11 protein-coding genes, 1 pseudogene and 1 riboswitch are annotated in these 18,141 nt (G+C 67.1%); of the genes and pseudogenes, 5 read left to right on the forward strand and 7 right to left on the reverse strand.

Features of this window, described 5'->3' with window-relative positions; translation table 11 throughout:
* The first annotated feature begins 426 nt into the window (after positions 1-426).
* The 3 genes and pseudogenes from QZY44_RS18830 (at position 427) to QZY44_RS18840 (ending at position 2,277) form a co-directional block, all read left to right on the forward strand.
* On the forward strand, positions 427-954 hold the full coding sequence (locus QZY44_RS18830; protein ID WP_295449750.1) for a hypothetical protein: 528 nt from the start codon (positions 427-429) through the stop codon (positions 952-954).
* A 12-nt stretch (positions 955-966) separates the two neighbouring features.
* Positions 967-1,137: pseudogene (locus QZY44_RS18835) on the forward strand (hypothetical protein); the annotation flags it as partial.
* A 213-nt stretch (positions 1,138-1,350) separates the two neighbouring features.
* Entirely contained in the window at positions 1,351-2,277 is a 927-nt protein-coding gene (locus QZY44_RS18840; protein WP_365304848.1) for a formylglycine-generating enzyme family protein, read from the forward strand.
* Between the two features lie 361 nt (positions 2,278-2,638).
* Here QZY44_RS18840 and QZY44_RS18845 read toward each other — a convergent pair whose 3' ends face one another.
* From QZY44_RS18845 to QZY44_RS18875, 7 genes are all read right to left on the reverse strand, one after another.
* Positions 2,639-3,892: an FtsX-like permease family protein gene (locus QZY44_RS18845; protein ID WP_295449752.1), complete on the reverse strand. Its 1,254-nt coding sequence runs from the start codon at positions 3,890-3,892 to the stop codon at positions 2,639-2,641.
* Positions 3,889-4,608 (reverse strand): ATP-binding cassette domain-containing protein, encoded by a 720-nt coding sequence (locus QZY44_RS18850; protein WP_295449754.1) that lies wholly within the window; start codon positions 4,606-4,608, stop codon positions 3,889-3,891. Before QZY44_RS18850 ends, QZY44_RS18845 begins: the two co-directional genes overlap by 4 nt.
* A 16-nt stretch (positions 4,609-4,624) precedes the next feature.
* Positions 4,625-6,667, reverse strand: a complete 2,043-nt coding sequence (locus QZY44_RS18855; RefSeq protein WP_295449756.1) for a vWA domain-containing protein — start codon at positions 6,665-6,667, stop codon at positions 4,625-4,627.
* 61 nt (positions 6,668-6,728) lie between these two features.
* A complete protein-coding gene (locus tag QZY44_RS18860; protein ID WP_295449758.1) occupies positions 6,729-8,114 on the reverse strand; it encodes a hypothetical protein in 1,386 nt (461 codons plus the stop codon).
* A gap of 99 nt (positions 8,115-8,213) precedes the next feature.
* Positions 8,214-10,898 carry a virulence factor SrfC family protein gene (locus QZY44_RS18865; protein ID WP_295449761.1) on the reverse strand — a complete coding sequence of 895 codons (2,685 nt, stop codon included), beginning with the start codon at positions 10,896-10,898 and terminating at the stop codon, positions 8,214-8,216.
* 9 nt (positions 10,899-10,907) lie between these two features.
* Complete coding sequence (locus QZY44_RS18870; RefSeq protein ID WP_295449764.1) at positions 10,908-13,895, reverse strand: virulence factor SrfB; 2,988 nt, start codon at positions 13,893-13,895, stop codon at positions 10,908-10,910.
* A 33-nt stretch (positions 13,896-13,928) separates the two neighbouring features.
* Complete coding sequence (locus QZY44_RS18875) at positions 13,929-15,029, reverse strand: hypothetical protein (protein ID WP_295449767.1); 1,101 nt, start codon at positions 15,027-15,029, stop codon at positions 13,929-13,931.
* Between the two features lie 242 nt (positions 15,030-15,271).
* On the opposite strand from QZY44_RS18875, the gene metK reads away from it, so the two are divergent.
* Positions 15,272-16,462: a methionine adenosyltransferase gene (gene metK / locus QZY44_RS18880; protein ID WP_295449769.1), complete on the forward strand. Its 1,191-nt coding sequence runs from the start codon at positions 15,272-15,274 to the stop codon at positions 16,460-16,462.
* Positions 16,463-16,578: 116 nt separating this feature from the next.
* Positions 16,579-16,670, forward strand: a riboswitch (S-adenosyl-L-homocysteine riboswitch).
* Positions 16,671-16,691: 21 nt separating this feature from the next.
* On the forward strand, positions 16,692-18,098 hold the full coding sequence (ahcY, locus tag QZY44_RS18885) for an adenosylhomocysteinase (protein WP_295449772.1): 1,407 nt from the start codon (positions 16,692-16,694) through the stop codon (positions 18,096-18,098).
* Positions 18,099-18,141 lie beyond the last annotated feature (43 nt).

An 18,141-nucleotide genomic window follows, 5' to 3' on the forward strand; every position in this document is an offset into this window, starting at 1 on the left:
ACACTACCGCCAAGGGCCAAAATGGGCCTAAAATGGCAACATCCGGGGTCGAATAGTCGAAGCCGGGCTAGGGTGGCATAGGGTACTAGCCGCGAGGTCGTTGGTCCGCGCAGCGGACCCTACGGGGGCGGCGTAAGGTGCTTTCTGGAAGAGGTTTTACGATTTTCCGTTCGTCCTGAGCTTGTCGAAGGACGAACGGAAAATCCCGCTCCGAGGCTGACATTGAATCCGTTCATGGTTCGACAAGCTCACCACGAACGGATTCAATGTCATCACGAACGGATGCAATCTGGGTATGAGCTTTCCAGGAAATCGCCTAAGCCGGGTCCGCTGTGCGGACCGATCGCCTGGCGACAATTGTGATCAAGGCCGGTTGTGTCAAACTGTCCGTCTCCATTGATTGGCGCAAGGGGTTCCACTCACACCATGCAGCGGTTCGCACGCTCAGTCACCTGGCGGGGGTTGTCCCTGGCGGTCGGCCTTTGGCTCGGCCTCGCCCAGGTCCAGGCCGCGCCGGCCGTGATCTGGGCTGAATCGCTCTATAACCCCCAGCCGCGGCCGGACGATCGGGTCCTGCCGCTGCCCTGCGGGGGTGCCATGGCGTTTCGGGTGGTGGCAACCCCCGGGCGGGAGGCGGGCTATGCCGTCACCGGTCCCTTCGAGCGGGCGGACGCCACTCCCTATCTGTTGCTGGGCAAATACGAGGTCAGCGGCTTGCAGGCCCAGACCCTGGCGGCGCAGGCCGCGGGCGCCCCCTGTCCCAAGCCCCAGGCGATGCTGCAATCCCCGCAGGTCGGCGATTGGTGGGAGGCGCTGGAGATGGCCGACCGCTATTCGCTGTGGCTGGCCGCAAATGCCGACTCCATCCCGGCCTGTGCCGAGGGCGCCACGCCCTGTCTGCCGCGGGTCGATGGGGTGCCGGCCTATCTGCGCCTGCCGAGCGAGGACGAATAGGAATATGCCGCCCGCGGTGGCCTGGGCGTCCCGGCGGGCGCCTTCGCCGGCTCCCGCTATCCTATGCCGGAGGGGCTCGCCGCCCACGCCTGGTATGCCGCCAATGCCCGCGGGCAGTGCCAACCCATCGGCGGGCGGGCGGCCAGCCCGCTGGGGCTGCATGACATCTATGGTAATGCCGCCGAATGGGTGCTTGGGTCGACCGATCCCTTTGCGGTAGTGGTCGGCGGGCACGCGGACAGCCCGGAGACCGAACTGGGGTCCGAGTGGCGCCGGGCGCTGCCGCCATTCGCCGCCGACCCGGGCGCGCGGACCGGGCTGCGGTTGCTGGCCGGCGTGGCGATCTTTACCACCGATGAGAAGGTGCGTGAGGCCGAGCGGCGGCGGTCTGTTCCGGTGGCTGAGGTTCAGCCGCTGCCACCCATCATCGAGCCGAAAACGGCACTGCTCGCGCAGGCGGCGCCGCCAACCTCCGCCGCCCTGACGGGTGCTTGGTCGTTTCGGATCGGTGCGTTCACTCGAGTGCTCATGATCGCCTTGGCCGTGGTGCTCGGGGTAGCGGCGTTCATCGTGATCCGAGCGGCGGTGACGAAGCGCCATAGCCGACTGAAGATGATCGCCCTGCCCGGCGGCATGTTCTGGATGGGCTCGCCGGAGGATGAACCGGAGCGATCCATGGATGAAGGTCCACGACACCAGGTGCGCATTGCCCCCTTTGCGATCGGCAAGGCCGCGGTGACCTTTGCGCAATATGACGCCTTCTGTGACGCGACCGGGCGGGCGAAGCCGGCCGATCAGGGTTGGGGGCGCGATCAGCATCCTGTCATCAATGTGACTTGGGATGATGCGACGGCCTACGCGGTCTGGTTATCGAAGAAGACCGGGGTGCCTTATCGGCTGCCGAGCGAGGCAGAGTGGGAGTATGCCGCGCGGGCTGGGACGCAGACGCCGTTCTGGACCGGACCCTGCATCAACACGGATCAGGCGAACTACGACGGGAACTATGATTACAATGGCTGCGGCGCCAAGACCGGGGTCAACCGGCAACAGACAGTCCCGGTGGGGAGTCTGCCGGCCAACCCCTGGGGCCTGCACGAGGTACATGGAAACGTGTGGGAATGGGTGGAGGACCACTCGCACTATACCTATGGGGGAGCCCCGACGGACGGCAGTGCCTGGGAGGCCGGTGGGCGGCGCGTGGTGCGCGGCGGGTCGTGGCACTACTCCCCCAGGAACCTGCGCTCGGCCAACCGCAATTTGCTCGACTCCGGCTACCGGAATAACGACCTCGGTTTCCGCGTGGCCAGGACGTTATCCCCTTAATCCTTTACCTCCTTACCCCTTGCAAGAGGTGGTCCCCAGGGTTCGGCAATACCGTCCGGGTCGGAGGGCAGGGCGGCCAGGGGGCATCGCCCGCCGGGTCGCGATCTGGTTTCCGGCGTCCTGGTCCAGATGATCGATGCCTGCCACGGCCTTGAGCATCATCCCAGCCACCTTCTTCCGCAAGCAGTGGTCGCCCTGAAGGGCGGCCTACATCTGCCTGCAGCCGGAAGGAGACGGTTGGAGTCATCTCTCTGTAGGCTGGGTAGAGCGCAGCGAAACCCAGCAATCACGGCTTTATCGAAGCGCCGTCGATGGGTTTCGCTGCGCTCTACCCATCCTACGGGAATACTTTCACGGCCGCTCAGGTCTCCCTCAGACACTCCGCCGCATCGACCCGGCTGGCACGATAGCCGGCCGCGCTGGCGGCGAGCAGGGCGACCGCCAGGGTGAGGCCGGCGGCGGCGAGCAGGTGCTCAGGCCCGAGCCGGCAGACAAAGCCCTGACCGGCCAGGTTCTGGCCGAGGACCCGGTTGAAGGCCGCGGCCCCGGCGAGATAGCCGCCATAGGCCAGGATGAAGCCGCCGATGGCGATCGCCATGGATTGCGCTAAGGGGACCAATACGACAGTGAGGTTGCCGAAGCCGTAGAGCCGCAGCAGTGCCAGGCTGCGGCGCTTGCGCTCCACGTTGACCCAGAGTGCGCCGCCCAATGCCAGTACGCCGCCCAGGGTGCCGATGAGTGCGACGACCTGGAAGACGAAGGCCAGGGTGTCGGCCAGGGCCTTCAGGCTGCGGATCTTCTCCGCCTGGGTGCGGATCTCGATGCCGTCGGCGCGCATGGCGGCGGCCAGGGTCTCGACGCCAGCGATGTCGACGGCATAGACGCGGGCGTTGGCGAAGTGGGTGCGGGCGGCGGCCAGGGTGTCGGTCAGTTCAGTGGTCGCGAGCGTCGGGCGCAGGCCGTCGCGATAGTCCTCGGTGGCGACCAGCAGGGCCAGCGGGCAGAAGACCGCATCGCCGGCGAAGCGGTCCTCGGGCAGGACGCCGGTCACCCGCAGATCGAGCCGTGCCTTCTGGAGGTTGCCGCTGCCGCCGCGGCGGATGATGCCGGTGACCGGGTCGCCCGGGGCCAGGCGGAGCTTGGCGGCCAGGGTCGCGGTGAGGAGCAGGTCGCCCGGCGCGGCCGGGGCGGCGAGTCCCGGCGGCAACAACGGATCGCCGGCCGCGCTGGGGATCATCTCCACGGCCGTTTGCGCCCGCTCCGGGGTGGCGACCAGGTCGATGGTGGCGCTGATGGTCCGCGTATTGGGCAGGATGAAGCGCAGGTCCGGGCGGGCGCCATAGCGTGCGAACCAGTCGCGGGTCAGGTCGGTATTGCCATAGATGGTGACCTCGAGGTTGCTCGGCTCCTTGAGGAATTTCTCGATCATGGTGGCGACCACACCGTTCTTGAGCCCGAACAGCAGCATCACCGGGGCGACGATGGCCGCGACGGTGAAGAGCAGGACCAGGGTGGTGCGGCGGTCATGGACCAGGTCGTGCAGTGCCAGCCCGATGCCCGCGCGGCCCCGGCGGCGCAGGCGCCGTGGCGTCCGGGCCGGCGTGGGCGCGGTCATCCCGCAAACCGCCAGGCGAAGCCATTCGCCGGCCGCTGATCGCTGCCGCACACCCGGCGCAAGCCCAGTTGCTCGACGCGCTCCACCTCGTGGGTGGCGATCAGGATGGCGATGCCATGCGCTTTGGCCTGTTCCAGGAGCAGTTCCATCACCCGATCGCCGAGCCCGGGGTCCAGCGCGGAGGTGGGTTCGTCCGCCAGGACCAGGGCGGGGCGATGGGCGAGTGCGCGCACGATGGAGGCGCGCTGCTGTTCCCCGACTGAGAGTTCGTGGGGTTTCTTGTGGAGCTTGGCGCCGATCTCCAGCCGTTCGATCATGGCGTCGAGCTGGGCGTCGCGCTGGGGCAGCCCCAGGGAGCGGCGGATCAGGGCGAGGTTGCCCGCCACGGTGAGGAAGGGCAACAGGCCGTGGGTCTGGAGCACGAAGCCCATGGCGGCGCCGCGGATCTGCGCCAGCTCGCCATGGGCGCGGCGACTCCAGAGCCGGGCGAGGTCGACGGCGTGCCCCTGTCCGTGCCAGAGGAAGTGTCCCATGGCGTGCGGCTGGCTCAGCAGACCCAGCAGTTCCAGCACGGTGCTCTTGCCCGAACCGCTGCGCCCGGTGACGGCCACCAACTCCCCGGCGTGCAGTGTCAGGGACGGGATCTCCACGGTGAAGCGCTGGTCATCCGCCCCGCGGCTAAACGCCATCGCTTCGACTTCCAGGAGCATGGTCATGGTGGCGCCGCCCGATTCAAGGCATGTCGTCGAGCGGGACCGGGTAGACGATGTCGCCGGTGGTGCCGGGCGTCTGGGCGGGGTTGACCCAGCCCTCCCAATCCTCGTTGTAACGCGCGTATTGGCGCAGTTTGCGCTTCAGGTCATTGGTGAATTCCACCTGCTTCTCCGGTCCCCAGCGGGTCCAGATGTCCTGGCTCAGGGCCATGACCTGGCTCTGATAGGGCAGGCCTTCGAGATATTCGTCGAGCAGCCCGAGATCCGCCAGCTTCTTGGCGTTGGTGCTGGTGGCGAGGCTGGGGTCGCGTCCGAACTGGGCGGCAATCGAGCGCAGGGTGTCGAAGAACTGGTCCGGTTTGAGCATCCCATTGTCCGCGGCGTTGACGATCCGCTGCAGGATCATCTGCAGGTCGCTCAGCTGGTTCTTGGTGAGCAGCACCCGGACCTCGACCGTCTGTTTGCTCGGGTCGGCAAAATCCCGGTCGCTGATCCAGGCATCGAAAACCGTGGGCGCACGGGTCTCGGTGCGATTGCCGAGATAGCGCAGGCGCATCGCGTGTCCCAGCGCGTTGGCGATCTCGCGGATGTGGCGCTCGGTCTCGTCGGCCCCGGCGGCAGGGCTCGGGGCGGCGGGGCGCGGTTTGGCCTGGCTGGTGGGTGCGGGGTTCGCCGTGGTCTCGCCGACGTTGGCGACGATGGTCGTGGTGAGTGCGTCCACGGCCCGGCGGAAGTCCGCGGCCGATCCGCCGTTGATGGGCAGATAGGCCTCGGTCTGAAAGCGCGCGTTGCGGGCGAGCTCGCGGTACTGGTCCTCCGCGCGCCGGTGGTCCGCGGTGCCGGCCGCGGTCTTGAGATGAAAGACGGTGATGGCGACCTGCTTCTCCCCGGCCAGGGAGGCGAGCCGTGCGGCATCCAGACCGGACTTGGATTCCACCCGTCGGCCGCCGTCCATCACGCTGCCGTCCAGCGCCCCGGCGTCGGTGATCAGGACGACGAAGCGGGCATCGAAGCCCTGCCAAGGGGTCTTATCGAGTGCCGCGGTCACCCCGGCAAAGGCGTCCTCATCGAAATAGCTGGTGGCGGTCCGGGCCTCCCGCAGGCTTTGCACGCTCGCCAGAAAGGCCTGGTCGTCGCTCACCTGGGTGGGGTCGACGAAGGTGCGGGCGACATAGTCGAGCTGGCGGTTCTGGGTCGCGTCGTCGGTCTCGGCGCGGAAGGCGACCAGCCCGAAGCGGACCCGATCGATGACTCCGGCCTCGCGCAGGCGCCGCAAGACCTGGGTGACCGCCTGTTTGGTCTGCTCGATATAGGGGCCCATCGAGAGCGTCGAGTCGATGACAAAGACGACCGCGGCGCGATAGGGCCGTTCCTGCGGCGTCGGCTCAGGGCCGGTCAGCGGGGTGCCGGGGCCGGGCGGCGGGGGCCGCCCCGCGTCCGGCTCGGTGACCGAGGCGATTCGCAGCAGTCGCACCGAGTCGCCGGAGGCCAAGGTCGTCTGGACATGGTCGAGTACCGGGAGCAGATAGAAGCGTTCCCGGATATCGACATAGTTTTCAGGCTCCAGGGCGACGACGCGACTGTCCCGCCCGCCTTGCGCGATGCTGCGGATGAGTGGCTGGGTGATCTCGGTCGGCCGCGGGGAGCGCAGGACCTGCTCCAGGCTGGCGCGCGAGTCGAAGAACACCAGCCGGTCGCGGACCGCGGGGTTGGTGAGGACCAGGATGAGCTGTTGCTTCCATGGGACGGTCTCCGGCTCGGCGATCCAGCCCAGGATGCTTCCCTTGGTATCGCCCCCGACCCGCAACCATGCCTGGTTACCCGCCTGGCGCCGCTCATACACATAGAACTGGCTGAAGGCCGCGACCAGTCGACGATCACCGACCTCGCCCGGGGTGGTGCCGACCCGCGCCCCTGGTCGGGTGAGTACGCGCTCGTATAGGGCCTTCTTGCCGGGCTGAAGGAGCGGCGTCTCGGTCGGCGCGGCGGACCCCGCCAGGGGGACCAACAGCAGCGCCAGCAGAGAAACGATGAATGCCGATGCGATGAATCTTGGGTGCATGTGTCCTAGGTCCTTGAGGTCTCCGCGATCACTCGCCCGCGCTCCGGTGTGGCCCGGACGGTCACTGGCGGTTTTCCCAGGTGCGGTTGGTCGGGACTGGTGCCGGGCGCTGGCCGCGGATCGCCTCCAGGCGCGGTTGCACGTCCGCCACGCCCCCGGCACCGGCCAATTCATAATACTCCCTGGCATTGCTGACGCTGGGTTGAGTGATGCACGGCGACGGCCGGAAGCCGGCCGGGTCATAGAGGCGTGCTACCTGGGCGGCGGCCTCGGGGTTGGCGCGTGCCGCGCGGTCATTGAGCAGAATGGCGGCCGCGCAGTCGCCCTGTTTGGCGCGACGCTCGGCTTGTGACCGGTAGGTCGCGGCATCCGGCGCCTGGTCGATCAGCCAGCTCACATACTCAGGGCCCTTGAGTTGCGGGGCGTCGTAGGGGGTCGGTACCGGCGTCGGTTCGGTGGCGGTCTGGGCGCCCGGGGCAAGGTTCGGCCCCGGCGCGCCGGGTCCCGGCCGGGCATCCGGGGGTACGGTGGTGTTTGTTTGGCCATTCGCTGGGCTTACCGGTGCGGCTCCCCCGGCTGGGGTCGGCCCGGTTCCCGGTTTCGCCTCGGCCGGCTGACCTGATTGGCTCTGCGACAGTCCCCCCGGGGCGTCGCTCGGTGCTCCGGTCTTGGGGTTCCTGGGTGGGCTCGGCGACGCCGTCGCCGCCCCTCCGTTCGGGGTCGGCCCGGTTGCGGGTGTCTCCGCGGCCGGCCGATCGGCTTGGCCGTGTGCCGGCCCCTGCGGGGTGTTGGCCGGCGGCTCGGCGTCGGGCTGCCGGGCCGCGTTCGGCTGATCGGTGTCGGATGCTGTTGGCACCCCGGGGGAGGCCTCGCGTGCCGTCCCTTGCGTGGGGTCGCCATCGAAGGTGCCAAGCCGCCACAGCGCCCCGGCCGCCGCGACGAGCAGTAACAGTCCGCCAATCGCCAGTAGCACGGGTGTGCGCCGCCGCAAGGGGATGACCGCGGGCTCGTCCGCGCTCAGCGCGCCTGGGATGGGCGGGATTGTGGGGATTGGCGGTCCCGACTGGTCCTCGGGGTGCTCGCTGGGCGCGTCGGGCGCCGGCCCGCTCTTCAGCCCCGCGGACCCGATCAGCTCCCCGGTAATTCGCAGCACCCCGGCCGCCTGACCATCCTTCCACCGGGCCGACGCAAAACAGCTGCCGGCCTGGGACAGTGCATCGACGATCACTGGCCCGGCCAGGAAGGCGCTGGTTGCCGGGCCCGGGAACCGCTCCAACCGGTGCCAATAGGGTGCGTCCTGCCAGGACCCATCGCGGCCGATATAGGTGTCCTCCGACGATTCGAAGCTGACCTCCAAGCCCTGGTCCGGCGCCGGTAGCGCAACGCCTGTGACGTCGATGCGGGCTTGCCCTGGCGCGGTGGGGGTCAGGCGAAAGATGGCTGCCATGGTCGATGCGTTCCTGTTGGCATTACTGTGAAAGCTATAGGTGATTACCAAACGTAGGTGCGCCTTAAGTCGCACCTACATCCAATCTATTGGGGCGCGTCAGGGCGATCCTTTCACCTCGGCACGACCATCGCCCGCCAGCGCCGCCAGGATCTCGCCGAGGCGGCGGTTCTGGTCGGCCGGGATCTCCTGGCCCACCTGATGGCCCGCGTTGTTTACCGCTAACGCCACCAAGGCACGCAGCCAGTCGGTGATATAGCGGGTCGTGAAAGGCTCCGGGTGCGGCGCCAGGTCCGGGACCTGGCCGGTCGCGATCGGCGGCGGCGGTGCAAATGGGGCGGCGTTGCCCGGGCGACCGGCCGCGGGTCGATCGCGAGTCGCATCCCCTTCGACGGGCGGCTCAAATGACTCCAGTTGGTCGATGAACGCGCACAGCACGAAGTAGACGGCATCCACCTGGCGCGAGGCCAGCTGTTGGCGCAGGGCGCCGGCGAGATTGGCATCGCCGCGCAGTGCCGCCGCGATGACCTGCTCCAGCCCAAGACGATCGGCACCGGTGACCAGCTCATCGATCAGGTCGTCGAACTGTTGCCGCGGCAGGCCAAAATAGCCGCGCATCTGCTCCTGGTCGGTCAGGTCCTTCAGCTGTTGCACCCAACTGCGCATGGCGTCCCTGGCAAAGCGGGCCGCGCGATCCGGGGGCGGCGGCAGCGGAGCGCTCGGCGCGGCATCGGCAATCCCATCGTCGAAGATCGCGGCGAGCGAGATGCCGACGACACCGCTTGGCGCCGGCGCTTGGGCGCCGCCGCCCACCTCGTCTGGTTGATCGGTGCGCAGATACAGTGAGCGCAACTGGTCGCGGGACGGCTGCAACAGGGCCATCAGGTCGCCGATCCGATCGGTCTTGCCCAAGAGCGGCTCGACGATGCGGGTGACCTGGGCCTTTTTGTCGGTGGCCGCCCGCAGGCCCTCGGCGCGATAAAAGCGCCGCAACCACTGGTCGGTAATGCCGGCGGCCAAGGTATCCATCTGGTGGCGGAGTTGGCGCAGGCGCGCGTCGTGGTCCACCACCAGGGTGAGCTGTTCCATGAGCCGCGATACGCCGCCGTCGTTGAGTGTGAGCATGGCGTCCCAGGCCAGTGCGGGCTCGCGGACGTGTTTGCGAACCAAAGGTTCGGCGCAAAAGGTGGTGCGCGCGAGCGTCAGGGTTGCGATCCTGTCAGGACGCACCGCGAGTTCCTGCTCGCCCTGGGTGTCGATGACCGCACCGGCCTTGCCTGGCTTGCGCACGGGGAACAGGTTGTCGAAGCATTCCCCGGGCGTCCACTCCTGTACCCACTGGTACTTGCCGAAATGCTCCAGGACGAGTTTGATCATGCCGGCCCAATAGTTTTGCAGACCGTCCACCGTCTGTCCGGGCAGGACATCCAGGCGTTGGTCGAACTTGGTCAGTGCCCACAGCAGTGCCGGGCGGTGCAGTGCGCGCGTCGCCGGGTCCGGGCCCTGGGTGAGGTTGACCCAGGAGGCGATCACCTCACCCAAGTCGCTGACATCGCTCTGTTGATTGGATGGGGTACAGAGGATCAAGGCGTTCATCGCCTGGCCTTCGGTATAGCGCTCGAACAGATAGGCCACCTTGCCGCGCAGTACCAGTTGCGCCACCGGATCGAGTTGATCGTCGCGCAGCTGGCGGCGCACGTCCGCCAGGTTCGCGATGGCGAGGCGTCCGCGATAACCCGGGAAGTCGAGCAGGTCGACCTGATTGAGGACCTCGGCCTTGGGGGGAGTGGCGAGGACCAGTTCAATCTCGGCGGTCAGGGCGGCCAGGACGGAGCGGGGAATGGCCACCGCGTCGGCCGGCGGTGAGCGGCCGATCGGCAGGACGCGCAGGGTATCGTCCAGGTCCTTACCCAGCCGGTCGAGTACGTCGACATCGACGATGCTCCCCGCGGGGGTCCAGCCGCCGTCGGCGGCGGGCGCCACCAGCACGGCGAGGGGACAGTCGAGCATGGCGGCAAAACCGAGCTTGGCGAGATACTGACAGAGCAGGCGAAAGGTCTGCGTGAGCTCCGGCACCCCGCCCCACAACAGCGAGAAGAGTTCGGCCCGGTCGTCTGGCTCCAGATCGGCCACCAGCGCGGTGGCGGTGGGCCAGAAGTCTGCCTTCAAGGGGTAGGTGCTATGCGGGAACCGCTGCTCGAAATAGTCCTGAATGTCGATCACGTCGTCCGCGTCCATCCCCGGGACGGGCTGCCGGCGTCGCCGCTGCTCCAAGGCGGCAAGCTGTTCGCGGACCTGCGTGCTATCGACCTCGAAGGGCGTGCGCTCGCGGTCGAAGTCGTTGAAGAAGGCGTTGCCGAGGACCTTGACCAGATCGGCCGCGGACAACAGGTGCAGGCGTACCGGGAACCCCGGCGCGGTGGCCACTGGACGCCGGGTCAGCCGGGTGACGAGCCCGGTGGCCTCCTTGCCGCCGCCGGGCGGATTGACATGGGTGAGAAAGTCCAGGGTGTCATCGCCAACGGCGAGATCGAGTCGACCCGATGGGTTTGCCGCGACCGCGGAGAGCAAATAGGACTTGCCGGACTGTGACAGACCGAAGAGGCCGACGGCGAAGGGGCGGTCGGCGGTGCGCGCCAGTGCGCGCGCCTGGTTGCGGGCCCGGCGCAGGTGCAGCGTCAGGGCGGCCGATTCCTGGTCGAGCCGCGGCGATTGGCCGCGGTTCGCCTCGACCCACGCGATGGCGCCGCCGCAGGCATCACGAATCTGGAGGCATCGTTGCATGGCACTCCCCTATGCTGTGGGTAGGTAGATACTGCCGCTGTCCAGCCAGTAATTGTCGTCGTTCAGCCCGACGGTCGTCAGCGTATTGAGCTGGAGATGGACGGCGTCTCGGCTCAGCGCATGGCCCCCTTCCACCTCGACCCGTGAGACACACAGGTACTCTTCCCGGCCGGGGCCTGGGCAGCGCTCCAGCCACACCAGCAGTTTCTTGCCTTGCGCAATGATCGGGCCACCCTGCTCCTGATCGACCTCCACCAGGTACAGCGGCGAGGCCGCCCAGCGCTCCACCGCGATCTGCCGGTAACCGATCCGGGTGAGCCCCAGGACCTGGAAGGGGCGTTGCGGCAATTCATAGTCGTCCTGGTCCAGTCGCAGGTCCGAATAGAGCAGGTCCTGGGCCCTGATGACCATGTTGTTGTCCATGATGCCGAGGTGGCGGACGGTAGAGTAGGGGTGGAAGGCCGCCGAATGCAGGAAGAAGTTGGTCAGCCGGCCTTGGCCCAGCAGACACAGCATGGCCCCGACTGCGGCGGTCGTCTTGGGGTCTTCGATCATGCCACGCCGATTGAATGGATACCAACTGCCCGTGTGGTAATGGTGCAGCGGGATGATCCGATCCGGTGGCAGCGGCAGCAGGGAGCGGAACAGTGATTGAATGCCCGGCAGCCGCGATGGCCGCCCGGTCAGCAGCAGCACGTCGCAGTCGTAGCGGTCGATGACCTCGCACAGTGAGCGGATGGGCTCGCCCAGTTCGAACTGATCGCTCATGAACAGCCGGTGCACACCGGCCAGATCGACGTCGACGCGGACCGCCAATGGATCGAAGGCCGCCCCCGGCGTGCCGGCCTGAGCAGACACCAGGTCCTGGATGAATCCGCTCACCGCCGGCGAGGGCGCCCCGCCGCCGCCCTGCGTCACCAGTTCGCCGAGCGTTAAGGTCCGCACGTCGGCGCCGCGCACGGGGTCGAGGGGGTCGTAGCGCTCACAGAGCCCGAGCAGCGCCAGACCGGCGGGATAGAGCAATTGCACGGCGAGTTGCTGGCGCAGGACACGGTCGCGCACGTCCAGATGCTCAGCCCCCATCAGGCGCGCCAGCAGTGGCTTGTAGTCCTGGATGCCGATGGCCTTCAGTGCCCGCTCGAAGGCCGGCATCAGCAGGGTGCGAATGAGTTGGAGTACCAGGTCGTCGCCGGCAATCCTGAAGCCGTCGCGAAAGCGTTGCTCGGGAATCAGATAGGCATTCTGTCCGCCGCCGGTCGGGTCGTAGAGGTAGTCGTTGATCACCAGATCGGTGGTGCCGCCGCCGATATCCACCGTGGCGACCCGCAGCCGTCGGCCGTGGTCCGGGCCGCGCCGGCGCGCGGCGCGCAGGAAGAATTCGGTGGTCCGGCCGCCATAGTTGTTCTGGGTCTCGTTGTACAGGTAGACGACCTGACCGCAGGTCGCCTCGTCCCAACCCACTTTGATTTCCGGCAACGGCGGCCAGGCGCTTTGCGCGCCCTCGCCCTCGATCGGGTCATCCTCCGGGTGCCAGCGCAGGGCCTTCCAGACGATGCCGACGGCCTCGCGGGCGCGGTTCTCGAAGATGTCGCGCTCCTGCTTGGGCATGGAGGGTGGAATGGTCAGGATGATCGAGCGCAGATGGCGCGGCAGGTCCGAATATTCCATGCGCAGCCGCTGGTCGGCGCTGTTGATCTGGCGCAGGGCCTGGGCGAGCACCTCGGCCAGCATGAAGGTCATCATGGCGCTACGGGAATAGTGCGGCTTGAAGACGGGGATGCGCTCCGCTTGCGGCAGATCGAAGAGCGCCCGCCCTTCCTCGTTGACCAACATGGAGATGGGCGCCGCGACGGCCTTCGGTTCGAGCGCCGCGCGTCCGAAGGCGCTGTTGAAACGCCAGCCCGTGGGAAAGCGCTCCGTATCCCACAGATAGCGCTTGGGGCTGGAGATCCCGGTCGCCCCCCCGGTGCCGCGGCGCGCTCCCGCGAGTCGGGCCGCCTCGGGTCCGACGCGGCCGATGGTGGGCCACTGGAAGGCCGCGCTGCGCCCACTGCGGGCGGCCCAATTTTCCTTGCCGAAGAGTGGTTGGGCCAGCTCCACGCGGCTCTCGAAGGGCTCGCGATAGGTCTGCTCACTGCGCGAGAGGTCGCGCAGCTCCAATTCGTAGCGCCACTTCAAGCCGTCCGGCTCCTTGGGGTGATGTTCGACCAGGATGCCGAAGGAGCGGGAGTTGCCGATGTCCAGGACCATGTCGACGTTGAGCGGGGTGGTCATGTCGTCGCGGCGATTGCTCGCGAGCTTGACCTTGGGTGCCTGTATGTTCTCGGCGATGAATGCCAGCAGATTCAGATAGTGCGCCTGGTGAACCAGCGTCTTCTTCGCCTGCTCCAGATCATTGGGCGCCAGATGCAATAGGGTTGCCGCCGCTTCGTCCAGGCACTCGCGCAGCCAGCCATCGACCCAGGGCAGGGCCGGGAACCAGTTGATGTGTTGGGAGGCGTGCGCCAACTCGAAGGTTGCGCCGGCCTGAACATCCGGCTGGATGGGCGCCAGGTAACGGCGCTCGGGATCATCCTCGAAGACCGTGGTGTCGATGGCCAGGGTGAGCCGATGGGTATGACCCTGGCGATCTTGTTCCGGCGGGGCGAGCGCGATCAAGCGGGCGCGCGCCCAGGTCTCGGGGCCGTTGGCATAGCGATAGGGCGGATTCAGGCGCAACAGGGGCACCGGTAGCCAGACGCCGTCGAATAGCCGCAGCGACTCATCGAGTGCGACCTGCAGTTGCGCTTTTGCGCTCTGGTCATTATCGGGACGTTGCAGGGTGCCGCGTTGGTCCGGCACCAGGCGTAATAGTCCGGCCCCGGTCTCAGTCTCGTGGGCAATGAACTGGCCGATCTCACGGTTGCGCGTCAGGGTCAGGCCAAAGTCCAGAAACTGCACGCCGCTGCTCATGATCAGCGTGACCTGTTCCTCGAATCGTTCCAGTCTTGCAAGCATGATCTTCGGTCCGGAGTGGTTTCCTGTTCTGCCCTATGGGGTTCTGCCGAGTGCGACATGGAAGGCCTTGCCGTCGGGGAAGCGTCCGGTGCAGACGGCGCGCTGCTCGGTACTGGGGCGGCAGGTGACGGTGACGCCGTAAAAGGTCGCGCGATTCGGGCAACGGATCTCCCCGCGGGGGGTGAAGGTCAGGGTTTCGCCAGTGAACGCCGCCGCGACGGATGCCCGGCAGACGCTGCCCGACTGCTCGGTGACCGTCACCGTGCCGGCACCCCGGTCGAGCTCATAGGCGAGCGTCAGTGGTAGCCGGCTGTCGGAGTCGACCAGTGCATCGCTGCTCGCCTGCCAGCGACCGGTCAGGAAGTCGGTGGAGCCGCTCGCGATGGCCGCCGGGGGCAACACCAATGGCTCGGGCGGCGCTTCGGTCGTTGCTGCCGGGCGGTGCGGGGTGGGCGGTCCGGCGAGTGACGGCGGCGGGGCGCAACACGAGGGGACCAGGATGCGCCAGAGCAGGCCGGCGATCAGCGTCAGGCCGAGCACGGCGGCGAGCAACCACCACCAACGGCGGTGCGCGGCACCGGGTCGCTTGGGGGTGCCCGGGGGAGGCGGCGGGGCAAACGCTATTGTGCCCTTGTCATCGGCGTGTTCGCGCCCGATCGGTTTCGCTCCGACCGGTACCAAGGTGTTCGAGTTCCTGCCGCGTCGACGAAAGCCCCAGAACGCCAGCACCGGCCGCTGGCCGACAAGAAAGAGATGGGATTCGTCGGGGACAGTCGCCGCGTGTTCCAGCAGCCGCCCGAAGTTGCGCACGTCGTGCCGGCTTTCGCCCACCAACGCCCGGCTCAGCCCGAGCACCTGCCTGCGCAACGCCTCAATGTGCTCCAGAACGGCGGCTCGCTGTGCATCGGACAGCGTTGCCCAGGGGGTGACTGGTCCGCGTTCGGGGGCGTACCAATCGAGCGTGTCGCCGTAAGCATTTTGCTGCGGTACGGCAAAGCAGGCGGCGACCTCGGCCCCGAGTCGCCGTTCGATGGCGGCCCGCAGTTCAGGGGCCGCGCCGAACAGGGTCTCGCCGCCGGTCCCGAGCGGTTCGAACTCGGTGAGGGTGCCGCTTTCCAGGAGTGCTCCGGTCATGTCGCTCCGCCTTGGCCCGAGAGTCATTCTTGCGAACTGCCGACCGCAGATTAAACCACAATTAACTGCGTCGCGACGTGGACTTGATGGTCGGGCCAGGGCCGAAATCAGGCACCGGCCTGACGGTTCCTGTCGGCCGCATGGTTGTATGTCGCTTGGGGGGCTAGGATCTCGGGCGCCGAATCGTTATCCTTAGCGGCTAGGTTTCCCAACCCCAGTCGCCAACCTGCAGTTTTAAGGTCATGAACAAAGACTACATCTTCACCTCCGAGTCAGTTTCCGAGGGCCATCCGGACAAGATGGCGGACCAGATCTCCGATGCCGTGTTGGACGAAATCTACCGCCGCGACCCCAACCACAGCAAGGCGCGGGTCGCCTGCGAGACCCTGGTCAAGACCGGTTTCGTGATGCTTGCCGGTGAGATCACCCTGACCAACGCCGATCTGAAGATCGACTACGAGCGGGTCGTGCGCGAGACGGTCAACGGCATCGGCTACGACAACTCGGAAGTGGGCTTCGACGGCCACACCTGCGGCGTGCTGGTGGCCTTGGGCGAGCAGTCCCGCGACATCAATCAGGGCGTGGACCGCGAGACCGAGGAAGCCCAGGGGGCGGGCGACCAGGGGCTCATGTTCGGCTATGCCACCAATGAGACGGATCTGCTGATGCCGGCGCCGATCGACTACGCCCACCGCCTGTGCAAGCGGCAGGCCGAGGTGCGCAAGAACGGCACCCTGCCGTGGCTGCGCCCGGATGCCAAGTCGCAGATCACCATCCGCTACGCGGACGGCAAGCCGGTGGCGATCCAGGCCGTGGTGCTGTCTACCCAGCACAGCCCGGACGTCAGCCTGGCCACGCTGCAGGAGGCGGTGATGGAGGAGATCATCAAGCCGGTGCTGGGCGATACCGGTTGGCTCAAGGCCGAGACCAAGTATCACATCAATCCGACCGGCAAGTTCGTGGTCGGTGGCCCCGTGGGTGACTGCGGGCTGACCGGGCGCAAGATCATCGTCGACACCTACGGCGGCATGGCCCGTCACGGCGGCGGCGCCTTCTCCGGCAAGGACCCGTCCAAGGTCGACCGCTCCGCTGCCTATGCCGGGCGCTATGTGGCCAAGAATCTGGTGGCCGCCGGCCTGGCGGACAAACTGGAGATCCAGGTCTCCTACGCCATCGGCGTGGCCGAGCCGACCTCGGTCTCGATCGACACCTTCGGCACCGCCAATGTCAGCGAGCACCGGATCATCGAGCTGATCCACGAGCACTTTGATCTGCGCCCCTACGGCATCCTGCGTATGCTCGACCTGGGCAACAAGGACCTGATCAAGTACCGCGACACCGCTGCGTACGGGCACTTCGGGCGTGATGAGCCGGGCTTTACCTGGGAGCGCACCGACAAGGCCGAGGCCTTGCGCGCGGCCGCCGGGCTCTAAGAGCAGAAGGCCCGCGTCTGAAGATGTAGGTGCGACTGTAGGTGCGACTTAAGTCGCACCTACGGCCGCACGTACAGTCGGCGGTCGGTAACTTTCCGAAATCACCAAAAAACCTCGCTACCGAGGAGCGTTGCGACCTGAAGCCCCCCAACCGGGGTGTCAGGCCAGGCTCGGCGGCGGGTCGACCTCACAACGGCGCTCACTCACGTTTAACTCCGGAGCTAAACCCATGAGTGAGTTCACCGATTACAAAGTAGCGGATATGTCCCTGGCCGCCTGGGGCCGCAAGGAAATGCGCATTGCCGAGACCGAGATGCCGGGCCTGATGGCCCTGCGCCAGAAGTTCGGCAAGACCAAGCCGCTGGCCGGCGCCCGGGTCACCGGCAGCCTGCACATGACCATCCAGACCGCGGTCCTGATCGAGACCCTGGTCGAACTGGGTGCCCAGGTCCGCTGGGCCTCCTGCAACATCTTCTCCACGCAGGACCACGCTGCGGCCGCCATCGCCGCCGCCGGCATCCCGGTCTATGCCTGGAAGGGTGAGACGCTGGAAGAATACTGGTGGTGCACCGAGCAGGTGCTGAACTGGCCGGACGGTGCCGGCCCCAACATGATCCTGGACGACGGCGGCGACGCGACGCTGCTGGTCCACAAGGGTGTGGAATACGAGAAGGCCGGCAAGGTCCCCGCCCCCACGGCGGACGATAACGAGGAATGGACCGCCATCCTTGGCCTTTTGGCCCGCACCTTCGAGCGCGATCCGGAGCATTGGCACAAGGCCGCGGCGGCCATCAAGGGTGTCACCGAGGAGACCACCACCGGCGTGCATCGTCTCTATGAGATGGCCAATGCCGGCACCCTGCTGTTCCCCGGCATGAACGTGAACGACTCGGTCACCAAGTCCAAGTTCGACAACCTCTATGGCTGCCGCGAGTCATTGGTGGACGGCATCAAGCGCGCTACCGACGTCATGATCGCCGGCAAGATCGGCATGGTCTGCGGCTATGGCGATGTGGGTAAGGGCTGCGCCCAGTCACTGCGCGGCCTGGGCGCCACCGTGTGGGTCTCCGAGATCGATCCGATCTGCGCCCTGCAGGCGGCGATGGAAGGCTTCCGCGTCGTGACCATGGAAGAGGCCGCCCCGCTGGCGGACATCTTCGTCACCGCCACCGGGAACCTGGGGATCATCACCCACGACCACATGGCCGCCATGAAGGACCAGGCCATCGTCTGCAATATCGGTCACTTCGACAATGAGATCGACGTCGCCGGCATCAGCAAGTACCAGTGGGAAGAGATCAAGCCCCAGGTCGATCACATCATCTTCCCGGACGGCAAGCGCATCATCCTGCTGGCCCAGGGGCGCCTGGTGAATCTGGGCTGCGCCACCGGCCACCCGAGCTTCGTGATGTCCGCCAGCTTCACCAACCAGGTGCTGGCCCAGATCGAGCTCTATGCCGACACCGCCAAGTATCCGGTCGGGGTCTACATCCTGCCCAAGAGCCTGGATGAAGAGGTCGCGCGGTTGCACATCGGCAAGATTGGCGCCCATCTGACCACCCTGAGCAAGACCCAGGCGGACTATATCGGCGTGTCGGTGGATGGGCCTTATAAGCCGGATCATTACCGCTACTAGGACTCGCGCTGTCAACGCGGTAACCCGTCGCGGCCGGGGGGCC

The sequence above is a fragment of the uncultured Thiodictyon sp. genome, from assembly GCA_903837595.1.
Lineage (GTDB): Bacteria > Pseudomonadota > Gammaproteobacteria > Chromatiales > Chromatiaceae > Thiodictyon.